The 23,637-nt window shown below is 57.9% G+C and carries 20 protein-coding genes and 1 pseudogene; 13 read left to right on the top strand and 8 right to left on the bottom strand.

Annotated features, from left to right (window positions below; genetic code table 11):
• The first annotated feature begins 233 nt into the window (after positions 1-233).
• Both QEV83_RS08070 and QEV83_RS08065 read left to right on the top strand, forming a co-directional pair.
• A complete protein-coding gene (locus QEV83_RS08070) occupies positions 234-1,370 on the top strand; it encodes a glycosyltransferase family 4 protein (protein WP_280130687.1) in 1,137 nt (378 codons plus the stop codon).
• Positions 1,371-1,490: 120 nt separating this feature from the next.
• Complete coding sequence (locus QEV83_RS08065; protein WP_280130686.1) at positions 1,491-2,375, top strand: class I SAM-dependent methyltransferase; 885 nt, start codon at positions 1,491-1,493, stop codon at positions 2,373-2,375.
• On the opposite strand, the gene QEV83_RS08060 is transcribed toward QEV83_RS08065, so the two are convergent.
• Both QEV83_RS08060 and QEV83_RS08055 read right to left on the bottom strand, forming a co-directional pair.
• A protein-coding gene (locus QEV83_RS08060; protein WP_280128127.1) for an IS630 family transposase occupies positions 2,342-3,288 on the bottom strand; the annotation gives its coding sequence in 2 pieces (ribosomal slippage) (positions 2,342-2,952 and positions 2,952-3,288; 948 coding nt in all). The two genes, QEV83_RS08065 and QEV83_RS08060, sit on opposite strands and share 34 nt — an antisense overlap.
• A 91-nt stretch (positions 3,289-3,379) precedes the next feature.
• Positions 3,380-4,269: pseudogene (locus QEV83_RS08055) on the bottom strand (IS481 family transposase).
• A gap of 205 nt (positions 4,270-4,474) precedes the next feature.
• Here QEV83_RS08055 and QEV83_RS08050 point away from each other — a divergent pair.
• From QEV83_RS08050 to QEV83_RS08025, 6 genes are all read left to right on the top strand, one after another.
• Positions 4,475-4,651, top strand: a complete 177-nt coding sequence (locus tag QEV83_RS08050) for a hypothetical protein (protein WP_280130685.1) — start codon at positions 4,475-4,477, stop codon at positions 4,649-4,651.
• 309 nt (positions 4,652-4,960) lie between these two features.
• Positions 4,961-5,221, top strand: coding sequence for a hypothetical protein (locus tag QEV83_RS08045; protein WP_280130684.1), 261 nt, complete (start codon positions 4,961-4,963; stop codon positions 5,219-5,221).
• Positions 5,222-5,721: 500 nt separating this feature from the next.
• On the top strand, positions 5,722-7,998 hold the full coding sequence (locus QEV83_RS08040; protein WP_280130683.1) for a polysaccharide biosynthesis tyrosine autokinase: 2,277 nt from the start codon (positions 5,722-5,724) through the stop codon (positions 7,996-7,998).
• Between the two features lie 96 nt (positions 7,999-8,094).
• The gene (locus QEV83_RS08035) at positions 8,095-9,582 is read left to right on the top strand and encodes an O-antigen ligase family protein (RefSeq protein ID WP_280130682.1); all 1,488 of its coding nucleotides are present in this window, start codon (positions 8,095-8,097) and stop codon (positions 9,580-9,582) included.
• 310 nt (positions 9,583-9,892) lie between these two features.
• Positions 9,893-10,168 (top strand): hypothetical protein, encoded by a 276-nt coding sequence (locus QEV83_RS08030; RefSeq protein ID WP_280130681.1) that lies wholly within the window; start codon positions 9,893-9,895, stop codon positions 10,166-10,168.
• A 324-nt stretch (positions 10,169-10,492) separates the two neighbouring features.
• On the top strand, positions 10,493-11,209 hold the full coding sequence (locus tag QEV83_RS08025; RefSeq protein ID WP_280130680.1) for a hypothetical protein: 717 nt from the start codon (positions 10,493-10,495) through the stop codon (positions 11,207-11,209).
• 342 nt (positions 11,210-11,551) lie between these two features.
• Here the strand turns inward: QEV83_RS08025 and QEV83_RS08020 are convergent, their stop codons facing one another.
• Positions 11,552-11,680, bottom strand: a complete 129-nt coding sequence (locus QEV83_RS08020) for a hypothetical protein (protein WP_280130679.1) — start codon at positions 11,678-11,680, stop codon at positions 11,552-11,554.
• A 646-nt stretch (positions 11,681-12,326) separates the two neighbouring features.
• Here QEV83_RS08020 and QEV83_RS08015 point away from each other — a divergent pair.
• Positions 12,327-12,929, top strand: a complete 603-nt coding sequence (locus QEV83_RS08015; protein WP_280130678.1) for a glycosyltransferase — start codon at positions 12,327-12,329, stop codon at positions 12,927-12,929.
• A gap of 79 nt (positions 12,930-13,008) precedes the next feature.
• On the opposite strand, the gene QEV83_RS08010 is transcribed toward QEV83_RS08015, so the two are convergent.
• The 5 genes from QEV83_RS08010 to QEV83_RS07990 all read right to left on the bottom strand — a co-directional run bounded on the left by QEV83_RS08010 (position 13,009) and on the right by QEV83_RS07990 (position 19,046).
• Positions 13,009-13,224 carry a CsbD family protein gene (locus QEV83_RS08010; protein WP_280130677.1) on the bottom strand — a complete coding sequence of 72 codons (216 nt, stop codon included), beginning with the start codon at positions 13,222-13,224 and terminating at the stop codon, positions 13,009-13,011.
• A 128-nt stretch (positions 13,225-13,352) separates the two neighbouring features.
• Positions 13,353-14,864 carry a heme biosynthesis HemY N-terminal domain-containing protein gene (locus tag QEV83_RS08005; RefSeq protein ID WP_280130676.1) on the bottom strand — a complete coding sequence of 504 codons (1,512 nt, stop codon included), beginning with the start codon at positions 14,862-14,864 and terminating at the stop codon, positions 13,353-13,355.
• Positions 14,865-14,910: 46 nt separating this feature from the next.
• Complete coding sequence (locus tag QEV83_RS08000) at positions 14,911-16,275, bottom strand: hypothetical protein (protein ID WP_280130675.1); 1,365 nt, start codon at positions 16,273-16,275, stop codon at positions 14,911-14,913.
• 89 nt (positions 16,276-16,364) lie between these two features.
• Positions 16,365-17,144 carry a DUF4239 domain-containing protein gene (locus tag QEV83_RS07995; protein WP_280130674.1) on the bottom strand — a complete coding sequence of 260 codons (780 nt, stop codon included), beginning with the start codon at positions 17,142-17,144 and terminating at the stop codon, positions 16,365-16,367.
• A 72-nt stretch (positions 17,145-17,216) separates the two neighbouring features.
• On the bottom strand, positions 17,217-19,046 hold the full coding sequence (locus QEV83_RS07990; RefSeq protein WP_280130673.1) for an ABC transporter transmembrane domain-containing protein: 1,830 nt from the start codon (positions 19,044-19,046) through the stop codon (positions 17,217-17,219).
• A gap of 519 nt (positions 19,047-19,565) precedes the next feature.
• Between QEV83_RS07990 and hpnA the strand changes: the two genes are divergently transcribed.
• The 4 genes from hpnA to hpnE are packed head-to-tail and all read left to right on the top strand — an operon-like array spanning position 19,566 to position 23,567.
• Positions 19,566-20,597 carry a hopanoid-associated sugar epimerase gene (hpnA, locus tag QEV83_RS07985; protein ID WP_280130672.1) on the top strand — a complete coding sequence of 344 codons (1,032 nt, stop codon included), beginning with the start codon at positions 19,566-19,568 and terminating at the stop codon, positions 20,595-20,597.
• Entirely contained in the window at positions 20,594-21,472 is an 879-nt protein-coding gene (gene hpnC / locus QEV83_RS07980) for a squalene synthase HpnC (protein WP_280130671.1), read from the top strand. The genes hpnA and hpnC overlap by 4 nt, the downstream gene beginning before the upstream one ends.
• Complete coding sequence (gene hpnD / locus QEV83_RS07975; protein ID WP_280130670.1) at positions 21,469-22,317, top strand: presqualene diphosphate synthase HpnD; 849 nt, start codon at positions 21,469-21,471, stop codon at positions 22,315-22,317. Before hpnC ends, hpnD begins: the two co-directional genes overlap by 4 nt.
• The gene (hpnE, locus tag QEV83_RS07970) at positions 22,317-23,567 is read left to right on the top strand and encodes a hydroxysqualene dehydroxylase HpnE (protein ID WP_280130669.1); all 1,251 of its coding nucleotides are present in this window, start codon (positions 22,317-22,319) and stop codon (positions 23,565-23,567) included. Before hpnD ends, hpnE begins: the two co-directional genes overlap by 1 nt.
• Positions 23,568-23,637 lie beyond the last annotated feature (70 nt).

Raw genomic sequence — 23,637 nt, 5'->3', positions numbered from 1 at the left:
TGGCCCGCGCACACAAGATTTCCGACAGTCCGGCCGAACTCGAAAGCGATACGTCCGGCTCGATCTCGTCGACACGGAATTGCGCACCATGGAAGCCGTGCGCGCCACCGCCGGCGCGCGGTCAGCGCTGTCGAGCATAAACGGCAACGTGCGCTTTAATCGCGCGGTGTCGGACCTGCGTGCCCGTGACCCTTGCGAGCCTAGCCTAATGCACTCTGATATTGAGAGCGGTTATGCCTCGAAAACGTGTGATGATCTCGATCAACGGCTCATGGAATATCTACAATTTTCGCGCCGGATTGATCCGTAGCCTGAGTCAAAACGGATTTGATATTTTGGCGGTCGCCCCGCAGGATGACTATTCTGCCCGGCTCGACCAGCTCGGTTGCCAGCATATTGCGCTGCCGATGGATAAAAATGGCACCTCGCTGCTCCATGACGGACTTTTGTTCCTGCGCTATCTACGCCTGCTTCAGCGCGAGCGGCCGGACGTATTACTCGGCTATACGATAAAACCAAACATCTATGGCTCTATTGCGGCCCACCTGTTTGGAATACCAGTCATTAACAACATCTCTGGGCTTGGAACCGTCTTCATCCGCGAGACCTGGGTAACGATGTTCGTAAAATTACTGTACCGCTTGGCGCTTCGTCCATCGAGAACGGTGTTTTTTCAGAATGAGGATGACCGTGATCTCTTCATCCGATTGCGGCTGGTACGGCGCGGACGCGCCTCCCTGCTTCCGGGCTCCGGCGTTGATCTCGACAAATTCCGGCCTCAGCCAGTTCTCCCCGGGGCCAACACATCCGCCTTACCCATTTTCTTGCTCATCGCGCGGCTACTTTGGGACAAGGGCGTGGGTGAATATGTTGAGGCGGCGCGACTGGTGAAAAAGCAATTTCCTAATGCCCGGTTTCAGATCCTTGGTTTTCTCGACGTCGAAAATCGAAGTGCGATTTCGCGATCTCAGATGCAAACCTGGGTAGGGGAAGAAATCGTGGAATATCTAGGGATGGTGGACGACGTCCGGCCCATTATCGCGGCAGCCGGTTGTGTTGTGCTGGCGTCTTATTACCGTGAGGGGACTCCGCGCGTCCTCTTGGAAGCAGCCGCCATGGCCAAACCTCTTATAACGACCGACGCCCCCGGCTGCCGGGACGTTGTCGATGATGGTGTCAACGGCTACCTCTGCGCTGCGAGGGATCATAAAGATTTGGCCGAAAAGCTCATCGCCTTTCTTTCTCTTGACCCTGTCAAGCGGGAGCAAATGGGCTTAGCGAGCCGGGCCAAAGCAGAGACGGACTACGACGAGCGAATAGTCGTAACGCGTTACTTCGATGCAATTGAGAGCGCGATAGGCATGAATTAGGCGGTTCTCGTTCAGCCATCGCGCTTGAGTCAGACTGAAGACCGCAATCGCGTTTAGTCTGGGAGCTCAGAGATTATTTCGGTTGGGAAAATGCTTTAGTTGGTGCCGGGAGTAAACTGAATGATTGCCGTTATGAAAAAAACCGTCAAAGCAATTTTGCCGCCGCCAATTTTGCACCGATACTTGGATGCAGTGGCACAGCTTCAATTAAAAAACGTTCCGAAAAAGCACTTCGATGCAGGGCCGTTGCGGTCGATTGCATCGGTGGAATGTCATCGTATTTTCTCTGATACAAGGATCGCGGAGGCGTGGAAGGCAGATCATGCTAGGATCAGCAGTCTTTTTGGCGATGGAGACTATTTTGGGGGGGTTAATCCCGGGGATCGACGCGCCCTTTACTTTCTCATTATGGCTTTAAGCCCAATCAATGTACTGGAGGTCGGCACGCATATCGGGGCTTCGACTATGTATATAGCGAGTGCGCTGAACCGGTTAAATCAAGGCGGCCAATTAACAACGGTTGATATTATTGACGTGAACCACCCGGAACAAGGTGCGTGGAAAAAAGTTGGTATGCCCGAATCTCCCGCAAATTTCGCTTCAAAATTAGGTTCACTCAATAGGATACGTTTTCATACAGGTTCGTCTCTTCAATTCATGAGAACCACTAAGCAGCATTTCAATTTTATATTTCTTGACGGCGATCATAAGGCCAAGACGGTTTACGAAGAGCTCAGTGCGGCTCTCCCTCTCCTTCAAAAAGGGGGGCTTATTTTACTTCACGATTATTATCCCGGCGGGAAGCCTCTTTTTCCTCATAGCGTGACAATAAGTGGCCCCTTCGATGCGCTAAAGCGCGTTCGAAAAGAAAACCCGCTGATCGAGGTTTTGCCGCTGGGCAAGTTGCCCTGGCAGACAAAACAAGGAACGAATATGACCAGTCTGGCACTGGTCACTAGAGCAATAGCCGATCATGTTGCATCGTATCCTGCGGCGGCGAAGTAGTTTTTGCATTCCGCTGGAGCGAACAGATCGATGATGCGGCCGATGGCGTCCCAGAGGCCGCCGACGGTTCGCTCGGCAGCCTTACGCAGATGAGCCTTCAGCTTGGAGAAGGCATTCTCGATCGGGTTGAAGTCCGGACTGTAAGGCGGCAGGTAGAGAAGGCTGGCGTCCGCCGCCGCGATCATCTCCCGCACTCTTGGCCCCTTATGGCTCGACAGATTGTCCATGACGACGATGTCGCCCGGCCGCAGGTCTGGAACGAGGGCCTTGTCGACATAGGTCTCGAAAGCGTCGCGGTTGATCGGCCCGTCCAGCACCCACGGCGCGATCATGCCGCGCGTCGTGAGGGCGGCGACAAAAGTCGTGGTCTTCCAGTGGCCATGGGGCACGCCGACGCGCAGGCGTTCGCCGCGCCGGCAACGGCCATGCGTGCGGGCCATCTTCGTCGAGGCCCAGGTCTCGTCGATGAAGACGAGGCGGTCAGGGTCGAGATCGATCTGCCCGTCGAACCAGTCCTCGCGCCGTTTCAGGACGTCGGGGCGATCCTGCTCGCTGGCGTGCGCAGTCTTTTTTTGCGCGTGATCGCATGACGCGCGAAGAAGCGGCGGATCGTGCCATAGCCGACGACAAGCCCCTTGTCCGCCAGCGTTTGGCGTAACTCCTCGATGGTGATGTCGGGCGTCGCCTCGAGCACGCAGAGGACTGTGTCCTTATGGGCGTCGATCCGGCCCGACCGACGATCCCCGCCGAGCGCCTTCGGACGCGCGTCACCCCGTTCCCGCGCAAGCTTTCGCCAGCGGCTGACGCTCGATGCGCTGACCGCGAACCGCGCGCCGGCTTCGCGATGGCTTAGACCCTGCGCAACCGCGGACAGCACACGAACCCGAAGATCGAGAGACAAGGCTTTCGACATGCCTGCCGGCCTCCTTGCTCCGGCAGACAGTTTGAATCACCTCAAGCCCGATTCGGGAATCCCTTCAGATTCATTCAGGTCGGATACTGCTCTAGGTGTTTAGTCCCGGCATATGATGGAGCGGGTTTAAAGTGAATCTGTTCGGCTCTTTTGTCCAGAGCTTGCAGATATATTCGTATGGCGTGAGGCCCTTGAGGGTCTCCAGTCTTCGAGCGAAATTGTAGGCGGGGATGAAGTCGCCGAGATGCGTTTTGAGCTGATCATGGTCTCGTAATGGAAGCGCCTGACGGTTGCTTCCTTGATCGTTCGATTCATACGTTCGACCTGGCCGTTGGTCCAGGGATGCTTGGGTTTGGTCAGGCTATGATCGATGTCATTGCGAGTGCAGGCCAGCTCGAAGGCATGGGCGCGGAAAGGCTCCTTACGTTCGATCATGTGCTTGATCTCTGCCGGACTCCAACCGTCGCCGCGGGGATCGGTGAAGTGCAGGCCGTTGTCGGTCAGCACCGTGTGAATCTTGTAGGGTACGGCCTGGATGAGGGCGTGCAGAAAATCGGCGGCCACGCGCGTGGTGGCTTTCTCGTGCAGCTCGACAAAGGCGAATTTGGATGTGCGGTCGATCGCCACGAGCAAATAGAGCTTGCCCTCTGCAGTTTGCTCTTCGGCGATGTCGATATGGAAATAGCCGATCGGATAGGATTTGAACTTCTGTCTGGCCGGCTTATCCCCTTCGGTCTCTGGCAGGCGGGAAATGCCATGGCGCTGCAGACAACGATGCAACGATGAGCGCGTCAGATGCGGGATCGTCGGCTGAAGGGCGTAATGGCACTCGTCGAGCGGTAGGAGCGTATGACGCCTGAAGGTGACGACGATCGCCTCCTCCTCGATCGAGAGGACCGTCGACTTCGGTTCCCTTGGACCGGTCGGCAGATCGGCCGCCGAGGTCCGCTTCTTCCATTTGGCGACGGTCTTCTGGTTGATCCCTTAGCGCTTGGCGAGAGCCCTCAGGCTCTCTTGACTATTTTGTATCGCTCGACGCACCGCCTCTGTCGTCGTGGCGCTCCCATGGAGAATTTGAGCCATAGCGCATCCTTCCATTCCCTGGAAAAGATCGCACCATTAAATCCCGGGATCAAACAGTCGCGTCGCAACGGATTGGTTCAACGGAGACAAAAAGGCCGACTTTGTGGATGCTTTGCTCGCCGAGGCGGGGATCTCCTTGGCGAATGTCACCGCACAATCGCTTTCAATGAACGCTGCCGAGCTTGATCGCCTCAACAACAGAATGAACGCCGCGAAAATCGTCGCGACGCAATTCTCCTGCAAATCGAGCAGCGGCGCGCCGGCTGGGCGAAGCGGATAGAGCGCGTGAGTGAAGACGTTGTCGCTGCGGAATTTCGGTAAGATCCGCCAGGTGTCTTGAATGGGCCGACAATTCGCGAAGTCTCCTACGACCCATAATGATGGGCGCCCGGCAACGCGACGCCAATCTCGCCAATGCAGAGCGCAGCGCTGGACCGCGCACCGAGGTCGGCAAGGCCGCCGCCCGCCCAAATGCGCTGCGGCATGGACTTGCTTGTCGCTCTGGTTGGAGCCTGGCGCGGACGGAGAGATCGAGTAACTGGTCCGGGCTATTGCGGGCGACGCGGGCAACCAGGCCGAGTCTGACCTTGTGGCTTTGGCGCGCCGGATTGCGGAAGCCAAACTTGACTTGCGGCGTATCCTCCGGGCGCGCCAGCTACTCGCTCAGCTTCCCGAGGTTCCCGCCAATTTTAGGCTGGTCCCCTCGCCCAATTCGAAATTGTTCATGGCGGCAGTACGCCGTGCCAACCGGCGCAAAAATGCCTCGATGAATGACTTCACCAAGGGTTCGGCTTGTGGACGTCAAACCGCGCCCTCCGAAGAGAGCACTCACCGGGAGCCGATATTCTGATCGGTTTGATCCCAGCGTTGCGACGGCTTGTGTTTCCAGCACAGTTATATTATGAATATCAACTATTGTCACAACTCGAGCAAAGAACTAGCTAAAATTATTTTCAGAGAGGAAACTCTGATGGTTGCCCGATCCCCTGGCAAGCGCCCTCCCAAAACGTGTGTTCCATGGTCGATGAGCGGTCAGCACGCTGATCGCAATCATCGTTAAACTCACTTAGTACACCCCTAACAATCCTGGGAGGCGCGGGCTTCGAGATACGAGACTGGCCATCGCTTCAGAAACGCAGTCTGGCAACAATTGATTGCAGGGCCGGCCGCCCGCACGCGCTGAGGCGGCCGCCCGGCCGTCGGGCTGTCTGGTGTTGCCGATAATTTTTGAAAATACCGCCCGGACCGAAAAGGAAGATTCGCCGCACCGGTTGGCTTCAAGATTTTTGGAGAAGAATTTCACGAAACTCCCAAAAATTGATGCGAATTTGCTGACGCTTTTGAGGCACTATGCTGAAGCACATTGAGAATTTGCCACGTTCAGACGAAAAGCGCGTCCGGCTCGACGGAACAAGCTTTGCCGACACGTTAAAATCATTTGCCACGGTCGTGCGGCGGCAACTGCCCATTTTCCTTATCATCCTTCCCTGCGCATTAACGCTTGGCTTGTTGTATCTGCTGACAACGCCTGCGAGCTACACGGCCGTTGCCCGGATGGTTATTGACACGCGCAAGGTACCGGCTTTTCAGCAGCAGCAGCAAACAATGGGCGATTCGATCATCGATACTGTGGCGGTAGCGACACAGGTCGAAATTCTTACATCCGAAAATGTGAGCAAAGCCGTCATCAAGGATCTCAAACTGACGGAAGATCCGGAATTTGTAGGTGCTGGCGGGGGATTGGTTGGCGCGCTCTTCCATCTGCTTTCCAATCTATTCGACCCGGGCGAGGCGGTCTCCGAATCAGACCTCATGCGCCGAGCCCTCGTCACTTTTGAAAGTCGGCGAAAAGTCACCCGAGTTCCACAGACCTACGTCATGTCGATTTCGTTTCGATCGCTTTCTCCCGGCAAAGCCGCCCAGATCGCCAATGCCATCAGCGACGCCTATGTCGTGGATCAGCTTGAGGCCAAATATCAAACCACGCGGCGGGCCAGCGCATGGTTGCAAGATCGTATTCAAACTCTGCGCCGCGACTCCGTGTCTAGCGTCCGTGCTCTCATCGAGTTCAAGGAGAAAAACAATATTATCGAAAGTGCCGGAAAGCTGATGAATGAGCAGCAGATGAGCGAAGTCACGTCTCAGCTCATCCTTTCGCATGCTGCGACTGCAGAGGCAAAGGCTCGTCTCGACCGTATCGAAAAAGTTATGGCGGCTGGCATTCCTGACGATTCGATGGTCGACGCGCTAAAAAATGACGTAATCATTAAACTGCGCGGACAGTATCTTGAGATCGCCGGCCGAGCCGCTCTCTGGGCGCAAAAATACGGATCTAGCCATTTGGCCATCATCAGTTTGCACAATCAAATGGAGGAATTGCGTCATAATATCAAAGATGAAATGGCGAAGATCGCGGGGAGCTACAAGAGCGAATACGAAATTGCCGAGGCACGCGAGTTGAGTATCAAGAAAAGTCTCGATAGTGCTGTCGCCGACTCCCGTTTGACCAATCAGGCGCAAGTGAGTTTGACCGAGCTGGAGAGCAACGCGTCCACCACCAAAGCCATGTATGAGAATTTTCTGCAACGCTATATGGAAGCGGTCCAGGAACAGTCCTTTCCAATTTCTGAAGCGCGGTTGATTAGCCCAGCGGATCCTCCTTCAACAAGAAGCAATCCAAATACCCTGGTCGTCCTCGCCGTCACAGGGGTCAGTGGGATCATGGTGGCCTTCGGCGTTGCGGCGCTGCGTGAAACCTCCGAACGTGTGTTTCGCGCCGGTGCCCAAGTGGAGGAAGCGCTACACGTTAAATGCATCGCGATGCTGCCCGTCTTGAAACAAGTCAACCCTCCCGCTACGGACGCGCATGAGGATGCTGCGGTTCTCGCCAAACAAAGATGCATCGGGAAATCCGACGATCTCATGCGCTACGTCGTGGATTCGCCGTTTTCGCAATTTTCGGAATCGCTGCGATCACTGAAGGTCTTGGCTGATTTGAATAACGTCGTCGAAGTCAATAAAGTTATCGGCGTCACCTCGACGTTGCCTAACGAGGGCAAATCTACAATATCAGCGAATTTCGCGTCGATGATCGCGCACGCCGGGTCGCAAGTCATTCTTGTTGACGCCGATCTACGCAATCCAACTCTCTCTCGACATCTTGCTCCAAACTCCGCCGCAGGTTTGGTCGAGGTCGCCGCTGGCCGCGTCGCGCTCGAGGACGCGATATGGACTGACCCCAAGACAGGATTGGCCTTTTTATCAAGCGGCCCTGAGTCCACCAAATTGCTGCACCCAAATGCAATTATAGGTTCGGCCGCCGTCAAATCTCTCTTTAGACAGCTTCGGGACAAATACGATTACGTTATCGTTGATTTTTCCCCTCTTGCACCTGTCGTGGACACCAGGACAACCACGGGCTTTGTTGATTCCTATATCTACGTCATCGAATGGGCCAGAACCAAAATCGACGTGGTCCAGCATAGTTTTTCAGAGGCACCCGAGGTCTATGATCGGCTGCTTGGGGTCGTCCTGAATAAAGTCAATATGTCCGTTCTTCAACGCTATGAGCGATATAGAACCAATTATTACTACCGAAAATATGACCATTACCGGAATGACGAATAACGATGCCAAGACGCCTCGCAGACTTCTCGAACCTGATATCAAAAACCAAAGGGAGCCTCTGTTTCCAACCCCTTTTTTATCGATGAGGAGTTCAGGTTGATCCCGGTTGAGACTCTCGATTCCAGTTCAGCGACGCCGTTGGCGCCAATCCCAGCGGCTGTGAATCCGGTCGCCGCAGTCGGTTCGAACCGTATCGCGAGTTATATATTGTTCGCGACGGCGGCAACCGCCCCCCTTCCGTTTGGGTCGCGAGACGCAACGACCATCGCATTTTGGTGCATCGTACTCGGGAGTGCCGCCATTTTCAGCTCGACGAGCACTCTCGGCAAGCCGCAGCGAGCACTGCTCGTCGGAATTGGGTTTATCGCTGCTTGTTACAGCTTGGTCCTGCATGAGCAGCTTTCAGACAAGCCATGGATTGCAAGCCCGCATTCGCTTTGGGCTGAGGCTTCACAATTGCTTGGTGTCCATCTCGCTTCGTCCGTCTCAATCGCCAAACTCGAACCGTTCTACAGTTTAGGTCCGCCACTGGCTGCGACTCTCGCTTTGACGCTCGGTATCGTGGTCGGCTCCGACCGCGTCCGCGCCCGGCAATTGCTGTTCATCGTTGGATGGTCTGGAGTTGCTTATGCCGTCTATGGAATTTTGAGCACATTGCTCGAACCGACCATGATCCTCTGGCGGGAGAAGCGGGCTGGAATCGGCAACGTCACGGGAACGTTCATCAACAAGAACACGGCGGCAACCTACTTTGGATCCTGTGCAGCGATTTGGCTGCTTCTCTTATCGGAACGTATCCGCGAGAGATTACCCAGGGGCCCGCGGCAGTGGAAACATTTTTCACATATCTTCATGACCAAGCTGCACAAAAAAGAGGTCTTTGCCTTTTTGGCGTTCCTCAGCTGCTTCATGGCTCTCTTGATGACGGGGTCCCGTGCCGGAGTTGTTGTCTCGATGGTGACCTTCGTTGCAGCTTTCATCCTATTTTTTCAGAACGACTTGCCAAAAGGAAACGGTTTGGCGTGGATGATCGTCGGCGCCACTGGAGTGGCGCTTTTGTTGCTGCAAGTCTTAGGTGGGCACGTCAATCAGAGGTTCGATACGCAATCCCTGTCGGATGAAGGCCGGTTGGAGGGCTATCGCTCCACGTTCCACATGATTTCTGATCATCCCTGGTTTGGCACGGGTCTCGGCAGTTTTGCGTGGAGCTTTCCCAGTTACCGAAGTGCTGAGATTTCTCTCTTTGGGATCTGGAATCGCGCTCATAGCACGCCGCTTGAACTCACTGCCGAACTCGGTATCCCATTGGCCGTGATCATTGGGCTTGCTTGGATCCTAGTTTTGACATTGCTGGCCCGCGCTGTGCGGCACCGGCGCCGCGATCGCATCATACCCTTGATAGCGCTTTCGGTTGCGGTCATTGGTTTGGTTCATTCAATGCTAGACTTCAGCTTGCAAGTAACGGGTTATGCGATTGTCGCATTCGCGGTCGTCGGCGTCGGGCTGGGACAGTCTTTTCGATCTTCCAAAGACAAAATTGGTGGGACACCAGCCGAGGCTAAAAACGACCAAGTCATTGCATAAAATCAATATTTACGGTGAGGGTCACAGCCAGCACTTTTGAGGATTTTCGAAAGATAAGGGCGTTTGACATTCACGCTTCGGCGATACTTTGATTGGATCTGTACACCTCAGCTCGCGTTCGTATTTGCGTTTGCCGTGGTCAGGCACGATCGTGCGAGCGGCTTGGATAAAGTAGAGCATAGCATAACGCAGAAATTTGCCGCAGATACTTAAGACACAGCTTGTATTTGTCCCGCTTTTCTGATATGTTTATCGTTAGCGATCATGTCTTATTTGTCACTTAGGATGCCCTCATTGGGAGGATCTTTCCATGTTGAAACGCTTATTGCTGGGGTCCGCTTTAGGAACGGCGATCGTCGTCTTTTCTTCAGTCGGTAGTTTTGCCGACAAAACCGCCCGCTTGGAAAACCGATTGCTTTTTGATCTGCACCTCCTTTCTAGCTTGGAAACGAGACTTGCGTTAATTGAAGAAAATGGTGGACCCCGGTTTCTGGAGCGCTTCCTAAAGCGGGCGATTACCTCCGAAGAAAGGCAGATTGCGAAATTAGAGTGCAGGCTAGGCCACTGTGGCGTTAGCGCATTTTAGTCCAGAGATCGGCCAAAAGGTCAGCGACAGCAAGTCCCGGGTGAGATGACGGCAGTCAGCCATGCAGCTTTTGCGACGGCGCGGGTGCATATTCTTGTGTTTGGACAGAAGCTGAAGTTCGTCTATTCCTATATCTTGTGTAATTGAGTGGGTTCGTCGAACGTATCCCGCCGTGCATGATGTGTGTGACCGGCCCTTTACATCGTGTTGCACAAAGTCAACAGTGCTCTTCACCAGAGCTACGAGCGACAGGCGATGATAGCGGCTGGAACAACAAGCTTGTCCGGGCAAGGACTCTTTGCGGCTCTCAGCCGAGGCGTCCTGATGATCGTCGGAACATTTTCGATTTGGTGGGGCATCACTACTTTTCCCGTCTTCTGGCGGGATTCCCATCTGGATCACATGGCGGAGAGTATTCTTAATGGGGAGCAATTCAAAAAAGAGAACTTGCAATCAGAGCTTGCCTCTTTCGCGTCTAATGAAAATGCCTGGCCGCGTCCCGAATCTCTTAGAAGCGCGACAATTCTTCAGCTGAGTCTTACCGAACAGCCTAACACTGCTAAAAACGAAAAGCCGGTGGTCCCGGCCCTTGAGCAATTGCAAACGTCCGCTCGGCGGTCCTTGTCCGTCACTCCAGCCGATCCGCTCCTTTGGCTCGTGCTTTTTTGGGCCAATAAAATGAAGGACGATCAAAGCCCGGACAATTTCGCCAATTTGAGGATGTCTTATCTTCTCGGCCCTCATGAAGGCTGGGTGGCAAGCAGACGAAATTATATTGCCCTTGCAAATTTTGCCGATCTTCCGGAGGATTTGAGGGAAGCGGCTTTAACAGAATTCAAAGATCTTGTCGTATCGGGATATGATGACACGGCCACCCTAATCCTGGCGGGCCCTGGGTGGGCCATACGGGACAAATTGCTATTCAGCCTCAAGGATGCGCCGGATGACGCGAAACGCAGATTTGCTTCGTCGGTGGATGAGCTCAGTGATGATATAGTGGTTCCTGGGGTCGAAAAGCCTGAGGCACGTCCGTGGCGATGAAGATACGAGTGAGCTGCGCAAGCGCCCATTCCTTCGTGCGAGACCCAATGCTTGCTGGCATCTCGAAGAAGCGGAAACTTCACGCCACGTGGCTGCTTAAGAGAGCGCATCCATGGCCCGGGTCTTCCATCCAGTCGAGACGTTCTCCGTGCGGCTGACGATCACTGGCCAATTTCAATACCGGCTGATCCACTCCAACATTATTCCGGCATACAGGATGTGAATGTTGGGTGCTTCCTTGCGTGATCGTAGCCGCTAGGGTGCGTATCCTCCTTCACTTCAACGGGGATTGACACAAGCCGGCCATGCCTTGCTCTCCGCTTGGCGATGATGTGTTCGGCGTCAGTGCACGCGGCGAATCGAACCGCCGACGATCTCGGAGTCTGGGGTATGATTCTCCCCCAGCAAAAACCACAAGCACACGATGGTGAAGGCTACTGCGAGGGCAGCGACCATGAAGAGGTTTTTCATTGTGACATGCTCCAGCGAACTCATGGTATTCCGCAGTGGTCAATCTAATTGCCGAATTGGCAGCTTTGCAAAGACATAATAGAGGAAAACGATGGATTGTTATGGAGGCTGGAAAAAAAGCTTCGCGGCGCGTCTTAGCACGGCGCCCACTCTATTCCCCGAATATGGAGATATCAGAAAATGGTTCAGAGATTTGACGGGCGGTGAGTAAGCATAGCAGTTTTTCCAAACCGAATGAAGACTGCAACAAATGGGAGACCGCCTTGCGGATGTTTTTTGGCCGCATGCGTTTGAGCCGAGGGCAGTTGTTGATGACAAAATTGAACAGAGCCCAGTCTCGCGAAATCTGCGGTTCGAGCGCGCGAACCTGATAGGCAAACCGTGCCTTGGTCCATCTATAAAGCTCCATGTCGTAGCGATTGTATCCTTCAATGCGCCGGCGCGTGGCCCGCTCCACCCGTAAAGGCGGTCGAGAAGACCCACAAGGCCAAAAATTCTTCAAGTGGCGCCGCCGTGAGAAAATATCTCTCGATGTTTTGCTTGGCCATCTCCAGATGACACTTTTCGATAGGGGCCGACGAAACCGGTTTCCCGTAAAAGCCCCGGGACCATCCCGTTCTTCGTAACCGCTAAGCATGCGGACCTGATGGTCGAATGGGTCCAAACCAATGCGGTTGTCCAGATATTGTTCGAGAGTCATATCCTTGATAATCTCGTAATGCGGCGCGTAAGTTTTGTCTCTTATGAAGTAAAAAGAGGAGATTACACTGTCGATGAGGTTCCGGATGATCGTGAAGTACTTTTGGGTATGGTCGAACAAAGTATAAATACCCATCCGCGCATGACCGCCATTTTCCGTCCAATGGGCAGCGTTCCCTTTGAAAGTCTCGGCGGAATTTATTCGCGTTATGAACTCTCGATAGATATCACGCATAGGCCCTTCATTCACAGCAGCAATGCGAAAGTGTTGAACTGTTTCGCGGCGGGCGGTTTCATGTTTGTTGATTGGAAAGATGATTTGCGGCAAGCCTTAGGGGACCTCGCGGAAGAATTCATGTACCGCAACGCGGATGATCTCAATTCCAAAATGGACCGCCTTAAAGGAAACCCGGAAAAGCAGCTGGAGATCATTCAAGCGGTTCGCGAAGCCGTATCCAAGGATCTCAATTTTCTTGCGCTTCAGACAGATGTCATCCGCAAGGCAGCGTCATCATTCCCGGCTCAAGGCCCGCGCGTCATACCAACATAAGTCTCGCGGCCGCCTTAACGCGGTACGGTGTCCGTCCACACGTTAAAGCGGCCAAAATCAATTTTGCCAGAGAGGTCGATCAGAGCTTTTTGTTCACGGCGTCAGCAACTTTGTTCGTTGCATCCTTCACGGCCTGCTTGGCATCACCGGCGAGTTTTTCAGCCTTGCCCTTGGCTTGCTGAGCAAGGCCCTCGGCCTCCATCTCCTTGGAGCCTGTGACTTTGCCAGTCGTTTCCTTGACTTTTCCCGCGGCTTGATTGGCAACGCCGGAAACCTTGTCCATGGTGCTACCCATTACGCATCTCCTTAAGTGGAGGAATGTCACAATTGACGGCCTAGGAACGAAAGCCCGCAAATAAGGTTCCGGTGTTCAATCGTGACCGCACGCAATCGTGTTCGCACCTTGCAACATATGCGGGAATTCTAGGGCCTTGCGTCCGGCGATACAGCTGCGGCACCAAACGTATTCTCTGACCCGGGAGACACCTGGGTCTCCGGCTCTTTCGTGTCCGAAGAGACACTGGGCGTAAGCCCGGCCGCAACCTCGGGTTCCGGCGGCGCGATGGCGGCGCGCGGCTTCTCAATGAGAACGGGCGGCTCCGTCACGGGACCGGAAATGGGCCTGAAGATCGCTTCTTCTGTCTCATCGGCGTGCAGGCGTTCCTCTGGCCGCTTCCAAACGAAGACATCGAGTTTTCCGGTAGCCGGCAACGCGGGCAGCCAGCGATCCGACATGACGACTCCAGCGATCCAGGTCGCATCGCGCGGCGCTTTGACCGCACGCGCCAGCCAATCGCGTGTGAAACCGGAATCGCCATGTTCCGCCTCTTCGAGTTCCGCCATGATCAGACACATCCTGGCGGTTGGCCGCTCATTGCCCTGGATATGGGGAAGCATGGAGTCCCGCGCGGCTTTGTAGTCGCCGGCGCCAATCGCGGCACGGGCTACCGCTATGCGGCTTTCAGGATCTTGCGGGGCCAGCTTGACGAGTGTGCGCGCTCTTGCCAGACGCTCGGCGTGCGATTCGCCCGGACGTAGATCGAGGTAAACCTTCGCGAGGTCCGGATGCGGAGACAGCGGCCATGCCGCCTCGATGATTTTCGCCGCCTTCCGGGCGTAGCCTTGGCGGGACAAAAGCCGGGAGGCGAGCGCGGTGGCGGGCACAAGGTCCGGCGCGCTTTTGACCGCCGCACGCGCAAGTCGGAGGGCTTCGTCCGGCTCGGTCTGCTCCTTGTCGAGAGCGATCGCGGTCATCAGCACGGCGCGTTGCCGGTCTCTTGTCGTCTTATCGATCAAATTCCGGTTGTTATCGAGCGCCGCCAAAGCGCCTTGCCAATCCTGTGCCGCGACATGCTTTTCAAGAATCGCCACCGCGCTCCAAGGCAACGCGGCGATTCCATGCGCCCGATTGGCAAAATCATGTGCCGCATCGGTATTCCCGCGCCGATGCGCATGCGCGTGCAGACCGCGGAAGCCGAGCAGCCGCGTCTCGCTGCGCCGGGTCATTTCCGTAAATGCCGATTCCACCACATGGTGGTCGCCCGCGAGCTGGGCGGCCTCGGCCCTGAGCAGCAAGGCCAAAGGTTCTCCCGGCAGATGCCGCTGCGCTTCGGCGGCGGCCTTGATGGCGAGCTTTGCGTCGCCCGAGCCCACCGCGATGATGCCCCGCGAAAGGGCGGCATAACCCTTGTCGCGGCGGCGCGCCCGATTAGCCCCGGAGACAGTGGGCGGCAGGCGTAAGACAAAACGAATCCCGCTCCATATCAGCATGGCTGCGGCGATAGAGACGGCGATAGCCCCAAGTCCCACCAAAATCGAAGTTTCGATCCGGTAGCCTTGCCAAGTCAGCATGATCTTGCCGGGCTGATCGACGAGCCAAGCCTCGCCAAACGCAAGGACTATGAGAACGAGGAAAAAAAAGAGAACCCGTAACATGTGCTTCTCGTCGAGGGCTGCGATTGGGCTCTCGGTTAAGGGGAAATTATGATTTTGGCTTGCTCAGGGCCGTCACGGCGTCGGCCTCGATCGATTTCGCGGCGTTTATGGCGTCGAGCCGCGCCTTCACGGCTCCCCCCCAGCTCTCCGATTTTGCTGCCGAAGGGCTGGGCAATTGCTTCCACAACCTATATGCGGCTTCGAGATCGTGGTCCGCAAGCGCCGTTTCGATACGAGTCGCAATTCCCTCGGCATCCATGTCCTCGGCTTCGCCGGTGCGGCGAATATGCACGAGCCCCTTGGCATGGCGGGTCACGCGATCGAGGAAACCTTCATCGGCGCCCGCCTGATTGACGGGATCGGCGGCGATGATCTCGGGGGCGAGCGCCGAAAATTGCTCGGCCAGCTGCTTGTCGTTTGGAACCGCACCGCTGGCAGCCGCCTGCAACGGTGCCAAGGCATCTGCGGGAATCCCCAGAGTCTCAAGTGCCGCGAGTTGCTCCGGAAACGGACTGCCGCTCTCCAGTTTGTGCAGTAAGCTCTGCGCGACGATGGCAAGCGTTTGCGGGCGGGAACCTTGTTTGGATGACGGGGCGGGCTCGCGGTCTTGCGCCCGCGCGCGAAGCTCCGATTTGGGCGCGGCAAGCGTTGTTTCGAGCGAGGTGAGCTTTTGCTCGATCGCGCCAATTCGCGCCGCGAGCGGTTCGAGATCGGGAGCCTCGGCGGAATTGCTGACTGCGGAGGGGGCAGCCTCTGGCGCCGCTGGTCTCGCGGCGATGTCCTTCTGCAGGTCGGCCTGCGCCGAAGCCGCCGACTCAGCGGCTTTGTTGGCCGTGCTTTCGGCGGCGGCCACGCGGGATTCGAGCGCCGAGAGCGCGGTGCGGAGATCGGCCGGGGAGGGCGCCTCGCCCTTCGCCTCGATGGCATCTAGGCGCGCGCTCACGGCATCCAAGCGATCCTCGGATCGAGCCGTTTGGACCGGGGCTCCTTCAAAATGCCGGAGCGCCAGGGACCCGCCAAAGCCCAGGATGCCACCCGCGATGGCGGTGGCCGCAAGCGCGGCAAAGCGGGGGCGGGGAGGCGGGGCTTGCTCGACAACCCGCCAAGACGCATAGGGTGACGCCGCGTCCGGCTCGTGGGTCTTTGGCTCAGGCGCGTCTGAGGGCTCCGGCGAGGGTGGTTCCAAGTTTTTTTCCACATCCATTGGGCTCGGCGAGTCAGCGGGGATGGGTTCTTTGGCGCCAGAATGAACATGGGACGAAGGGCTGGTCCCGGATTCATCTTCTAACTGTGCCGGTTGCTCGTCGCGGGCTTGATCTTCGGCGCCGCTCACAGCTGTTTGATGCGGCAAATCCGGCGGGAAACCTGGCTCAGCGCCTGGTTTGGAATGTACTGCCTCGTCGTCGGCCATCGGGCATCCTCGATTTGGCGCCTTTGTAAAGGAACGCAATGCGGCGCGCAACGGGTGGCATCGCCGGTCGGCGGCCTATATTTTCGGACTCAGCCGTTTGAAACAAGCTTCAGCACGTTGAGGAGCGGTTCCGGCGAGACGGAGAGGGGCGGATTGAAAGGCTGCTCATAAGCCGCGATCAAGCCGATCACAATAATAACCCCAATGGTGAAAATGGCCATGGCCGCGATATGCGGACGCGCCCGTTCGAGATGCACGACGGCGACGCTGATTTGCCCCATCACGGCGAACAAAAGGACGCTGGCCCATTTTTCAGATTCCGAATAGTCCGCGCTGAGCGCCAGCCGGTCGTCGCGCGCTTGGCGGACATTCATGGCTGTGTCAACGAGCAAACGGTTGAATGCCGCGCCACCATTTGGCACCGACTCCGACTGAGCGACGATTCGCAGCAACTGATCTTGCGCCGCTTCCGCCTGAACGGACGCCTCTCCCTCTGCCATGCTTGGCCATTCCTTTTCGGTGACAGCGGTCACATAGTCTCGAATGGCACAATTGATCGTTGCATCCGGCAATCCGGACGCGGCGACAAGATCGTGAAGGGAAAGCAGGCTCGCGGCTTCTCTTCGCACTGTGCTTGCGGCGCGCCGGTTGCGGTCCCAAACATCATTGGCGAGAAATCCGATGAGGATACCGAGAATGACCACGATCCCGCCGATAAAAGGCGCGACGACTCCTCTAAAGCTTTGGACCCAGGCTCCGGTCAGACGCCCAAAGCACAAATAGATCAACAGCAGCGCGGACCCGCCATAAAATGCCGCCACGGTGAAAACCAAAGCGGGAACCGGCAGGGACAGCCACCTATCGATCATATGCGAGTCCTAGTTTAGATATTCGCTGGGGGCGAGGGTTGGATTCGCTGGGAACGTCGGGGGGCTCCCGGCTCACTCCGCAGCGGCGGTCGTAGTGGCGTTGAGCGCCTCCGCGCCGGTTTCGAATTGGAGCTTGGCGAGGCGGGCATAAAGGCCATCCTTGGCGACGAGTGTCTTATGCGTGCCTTCCTCGATCAACCGGCCATTGTCGAGAACGAGAATCCGGTCGGCTTCGAGGACCGTTGCCAGCCGATGCGCGATCACGAGTGTCGTGCGTTCGGACATCACCTGTTCAAGGGCCCCTTGCACCGTAGCTTCGTTTTCGGAATCGAGGGCGGACGTTGCTTCATCGAGAAGCAGGACCGGGGCTTCCTGCAAAATCGCCCGCGCGATGGCAATCCGCTGCCGCTGGCCGCCCGACAAGGTGACGCCCCGCTCGCCCGCCAGAGTCGCATAGCCATGCGGCAAGGCTTGGATGAACGCGTCGGCGGCGGCGCGCTTGGCCGCGTGCCGCACGGCTTCATCGCTCGCATCGGGGGAGCCGTAGCGGATATTGTCGGCGATCGAGGCGGCGAAGATTACGGGGTCTTGTGGAACGCTCTTGATCCGCCGGCGAAGCGCCGCGGGATCGACGGTCTTGATGTCGATGCCGTCGAGCAGGACGCGGCCCGACGCTGGATCGTAGAACCGCGAGAGCAGCTGAAAAAGCGTCGTCTTGCCAGCCCCGGACGGCCCAACGACGGCGACCATTTCTCCGGGCGCTATCTTGAAGGACAGGCCGTGCAAGGCGGACTCTTGCGGCCGTGTCGGATAAGCGAAGGTGACATCCTCGAAGACGATTTCGCCGCGCGTTGGCACGGGCAGCACGGCGGTATTGAGCGGCGCGACGATCTTCGGTTGCACGGCAAGAATATCCGAGATCCGGCCAGCGGCACCGGCGGCGGCGGCGATTTCGCCCCAGACTTGGCTCAATTCGCTCAAGGAGCTCGCGGCCAAAACGGCATAAAGCAAAAATTGCGACAAAAGCCCGCCGGTCATGCGCCCCGCGAGCACGTCCCGCGCGCCAAACCAAAGCACGCACACGATACTCGCGAAAACAAGGAATATGACGGTGATCGTGAGGATTGCGCGCGAGAGCGCGGCGTTGCGGGCGGCGGCATAAGCCTCCTCGACGGTGGCGCCAAAATGGCGGCCGGTGGCCGGCTCGGCGCCAAATGCCTGCATGACACGCACGGCGCCGAGGCTTTCCGCGGCATAGGCACTGGCTTCGGCGAGCGTATCCTGCGCGGTGCGCGAGCGCTTGCGGACTAGGCGGCCGGAGGCCACGAGCGGCAAAACGATAATCGGAATGGCAATCAGCACGGCGGCGGAAAGGATTGGACTCGTATAGACCATCAGGGCGATCGCGCCGATGAACAGCAAGAAATTCCGCAACGCGACCGCCGATGTCGTGCCGAAAGCGGCCTTCATCTGCGTCGTATCGGCGGTGAGCCTGGACAGGAGTTCTCCCGTCCGCGCGGTGTCATAGAATTCGGCATCGAGCGAACAAAGATGGCGGAACACATTTGCCCTGAGGTCGGCGACGACTCGCTCGCCGAGAGTGGTTACGAAATAATATCGCGCGCCCGAGGCGAGCGCGAGCACTCCGGCGACCGCGATCAGGCCGAGGAAATAGGTATTGATCAAGTTGGCGCTTTCCGCCGTAAAGCCGAAATCGATCATCCGCCGGATCGCCAGCGGCACCGCCAGGGTTGCCGCCGCCGCCACCGTCACGGCGGCAAGGGCACCAAAAATGCGCGGTTTATAGCGCAGAAGATAAGGCGCAAGCTGCAAAAGTGCGCGCGGGGAAGGCTTCTTCTCGGGTCCGTCGGCGTTCGCCGTGAGGGCGGGGGATGTGCTCATCGTTCAATCATAGCCATGATTTTTTCCGCTGGAGCGCGAAAGTTTCTCCTCATTCGCGAATAGGGCGGCCGCGAGCCTCCCGACTATTCATGAATAATAAGCGGATTGCTCGAATCGTCAGATTGGTTAAGAGATATTTCCGGCCCTTCGGGAACCCTTCCCCCGCCGCAAGCGCCGCAGGCCGAAGGAAACCACGCAAAGGGCTTGGAGCATGTCTAGGAAGATGAATCCCCCAAGTCAATCGCGCACAGCTCATTCGCCAATGTCGCTGTTTCTTGGCACCCTATGGATGTCACTGGCTTGCGGAGCAGCGCATGCCGAAGATCCACCGCTTCTTCCCGACAATTCCAAAATGAGCACCGTGTCCCCCACCGTCATATGCAAGAATCAGACATTAATTCGCTCGCTCACTGCGAATGTGACATTTTGCCGGGGACCATGAAACCCCGGGCAATCCAACGTTCCGGCCAGATCCCGGATCATATTGCACATTACAAGGGACATGCTCTAAGCGGGTCCATGGTTGAGCGTTTCCAGCGGAGGTCGGACGGCGTGGCGGGTGGCAAGGTTTTGGTCACGGGAGCTTCGGGCTTCGTCGGGTCCGCGGTGGCACGCGCGCTGATCGGGTCGGGCTATTCTGTCCGGGCTTTGCTGCGCAGGAGCAGCAACCGGATAAATCTCACAGGGCTCGATGTCGAGATCGCTGAAGGCGACATGCGCGATGCGGCGGCGGTCGCGCTGGCCATGGCGGGGGTGCGTTTTTTGTTTCATGTCGCGGCCGATTACCGACTCTGGGCCCGCAAGCCGGATGAAATTTTCTCGGCAAACCGCGAGGGGACACGGGTGCTCATGCGGGCGGCACTCACGGCGGGCGTTGAGCGCGTCGTCTATACGAGCAGTGTGGCGACTATCGCCTGCGCTGCCAATGGCGGCACGGCCGACGAGACGATGCGCCTTAGCGAATCCTGCGCGATCGGCGCCTATAAGAAAAGCAAGGTTGCCGCCGAGCAAGTCGTGGAAGCTATGATCGGCGGCGAGGGTTTGCCGGCGGTCATCGTGCATCCGACGGCGCCGATTGGGCCGCGCGACTTGAAGCCCACCCCGACGGGCCGGGTCATTCTCGAGGCAGCCTCTGGCCGCATTCCAGGATTCGTCGATACCGGGCTCAATCTGGTGCATGTCGACGATGTCGCGAACGGCCACCTCGCCGCCTTGCAACTTGGCATGCCCGGCGAGCATTATATTCTCGGCGGCCAAAATGTGCTGCTCGCGGAGCTCCTTGGCCAAATCGCCGGGATGTGCAATCGCCGGCCTCCCAAACTACGGTTGCCGCGACCCTTGCTCTACCCCTGCGCCATCGCGGCCGAGGCCATGGCGCATGTGACCCGGCGGGAACCTTTCCTCACCCTCGACGGCTTGCGGATGTCGAAGTACCGGATGTTCTTTAGTTCCGCCAAGGCCGAACGCGATCTCGGCTATAAGGCAAGGCCCTATCCCGAGGCCCTCAAGGAGGCCTTGGCCTGGTTCCGCGACAACGGGCAATTGCGATGACACCGGACTTTGTTGAGGAACCGACGAAGACGCACCGGGGCGAGAATTTCCCCGTGGCCTCCTTCCTCATCGCCCCAAGACACCGCTCCGTGATCCTTGCCTTTTACCGCTTTGCGCGGGGCGCCGACGATGTCGCTGACAATGCGTCCCTGACGCCGGATGCCAAGCTCGCCTTGCTCGATCAATTCGAGGCGACGCTGACCGGGAGGAGCGATGCCATCGCAGCCGCGCGGCCGCTTCGGTCTGCCCTCGCCGCGCGCAAACTGCCGCCGCGCCACGCGCTCGATCTTTTGCGCGCGTTCCGGATGGATGCCATCAAGCACCGCTATGCGAATTGGTCCGAGCTCCTGGACTATTGCGCCTATTCGGCGGCGCCGGTCGGACGCTTCGTTCTGGACGTGCATGGCGAAAGCGACTCAACTTGGCCCGCTTCAGACGCCCTGTGCACGGCGCTGCAAATCAACAATCATTTGCAAGATTGCGGCGCCGACTACCGCAACCTCGATCGTGTTTATATTCCGCAAGATATGCTTGCCGCGCAAAACATTGGCGTGGAGGTGCTCGGCGCGCCACAAGCCTCGCCGGCGCTGCGCAAAGTTTTGCAAGGCGTGGCGGAGCGCAACGCATCGCTGATTGCCTTGGGTTACCCTCTTCCTCGCGAACTCCAGGATTTCCGGCTTTGCTTGGAAATCGCTGTGATCGTCAGCCTCGCTCGCCAGATCAACATATTGTTACTCGAACGCGATCCATTGAGCGAAAAAGTTCATTTGGGGAAGGTGGACGTTCTTGCCGCCTCAAGCACGGGCATCGCCGAAGGGCTGCGCGCGTTCTTCCGCCCGCGGCGGACCGCGCCCACCCCCGCCGGTGGCGCATGAACGGTGCGTCGGAAGCGGCTGTTCCGGCCGACGCGTCCACCAGCGCGCGCGGCAGTTCGTTCAACGCGGCGATGCGCATTCTTCCGCGTCCCCGCCGCGAGGCGATGTTTGAAATCTATTCCTTCTGCCGCGCCGTCGATGACATCGCCGATGAAGCAGGGCCGCGTCCCGCCCGCAAGCAAGCGCTTGCGCAATGGCGGCGCGATATTGACTCACTCTATGCGCGGGGTGAGCCAATCAAACCTTCGCTGCGGGGTCTCGGCGAAGCCATCCACGCCTTTGGCCTGAGGCGGGAGGATTTTTGCGCCGTGATCGATGGCATGGAAATGGATGTCGAGACCGACATCCGAGCCCCGGATCTCGCGACGCTCGATCTTTACTGCGATCGGGTGGCGAGTGCCGTTGGCCGGCTGTCGGCGCGCGCCTTCGGGATGCCAGAAGCGGAAGGCGATAACCTCGCGCATCATCTTGGCCGCGCGTTGCAGCTCACCAATATTTTGCGCGACCTCGACGAGGACGCCGCGATCGGTCGGCTCTATCTTCCGCGCGAGGATCTTTGCGTGGCGGGCATCAGTGTTGAGGAACCGCGCGCGGTTCTCGCCGATTCGGCGCTGGGGCGGGCATGTGCGCCGACGCTCGCGCGGGCTAAGGCGCATTTTGCCGAGGCGGCCCGGATCATGGCGCGATGTCCCCGCAGAAGCGTCCGCGCGCCAAGAATCATGGCGGATGTTTACCGGGCCATTCTCGACCGTTTGGAACAGCGCGGATTTGCCGTGCCGCGCTCCCGTGTCCGCACGCCCCGCCATCGCGTTCTCCTTGCGATTTTGCGCTACGGTCTCGTGTGATGGGCCGTCCCACCGTTCATATCATCGGTGCCGGGCTGGCCGGGCTAGCGGCGGCCGTCCGCCTTGCGGGCGGTCCCCGCGATGTCGTGCTGCATGAGGCAGCCCGCCATGCGGGCGGCCGTTGCCGCTCCTATTTCGATCCCGCCCTCGGGATAACGATCGACAATGGCAATCATTTGCTGCTGTCCGGGAATACCGATGCGCGAAATTATTTGGCGGCGATCGGAGCGGAGGATCAGCTGACGGGACCGCCGGAAGCGGACTTCGCCTTCATGGACCTTGCAACCGGGGAGCGATGGCGGTTGCGTCCGAACGCCGGAGCGTTTCCGTGGTGGATTTTCTCGCCCAACCGGCGGGTGCCCGGCACGAGTCCGCTGGATTATCTTGGCCTGTTGCGCCTTCTTCTCCCCGGCAAGGACGCGCCGGTCGGTGAGGTGCTTTCCCAGAGCGGTGTGCTTTACGAGCGGCTCTGGCGGCCGTTTTTCCTCGCCGCCTTGAATACGGATCCTGGTGAAGGATCGTCGAAACTCGCCAGCGCCGTGGTTCGGGAAACGCTGGCGCGGGGAGGGCGGGCTTGCCGTCCCTTGGTGGCGCGTCAAGGCCTGTCGGCGGCCTTCATTGACCCGGCACTCGATGATCTTTCCAAGCATGGTGCCAAGATCCATTTCGAGCACCGGCTGCGGGCCATCGGTTTTGCCATGGGCCGCGCCAATGCCTTCCATTTCGGCGATAATGTGCTGCCGCTTGGCCCAGAAGATACGGTCATTCTCGCGGTTCCGCCGCAAATTGCCGGGAGCCTCGTGCCGGGACTAAAAACGCCGGACAGTTACCGTGCGATCGTCAATGCGCATTTCAGCATTGCGCCGCCTGCGGATTTTCCGCCCCTCATGGGCATTGTGAACGGCACCATCGAATGGCTGTTCGCCTTTCCGGACCGGTTGTCGGTCACGATCAGCGGCGCCGACCGCCTTCTCGACGTTTCGCGCGAAGACCTCGCCGGGCGCATCTGGGCGGAAGTTGCAAAAGTGACACAGATTGAAAAGCCGCTGCCGCCGTGGCAGATCATCAAGGAAAAACGGGCGACCTTCGCGGCGACGGTCGCCGAAAACCGGCGCCGGCCTGGCATTGAAACGGCCTACGCAAATCTGGTGCTTGCCGGCGACTGGACGGCGACCGGCTTGCCCGCGACGATCGAAGGGGCAATCCGCTCCGGCCATCGAGCGGCCGGTAAGATCGCGGCAATGAGGTAAGTCATAAAGGGCGGCTTGGTGGAACAAATCGACGGTGTCACGCAAGCGCCCGACACAGCGGATCGCGAAT

This window comes from Methylocapsa sp. D3K7 (assembly GCF_029855125.1).
GTDB lineage: Bacteria > Pseudomonadota > Alphaproteobacteria > Rhizobiales > Beijerinckiaceae > Methylocapsa.
This window is presented reverse-complemented; position numbering and strand designations above follow the sequence as displayed.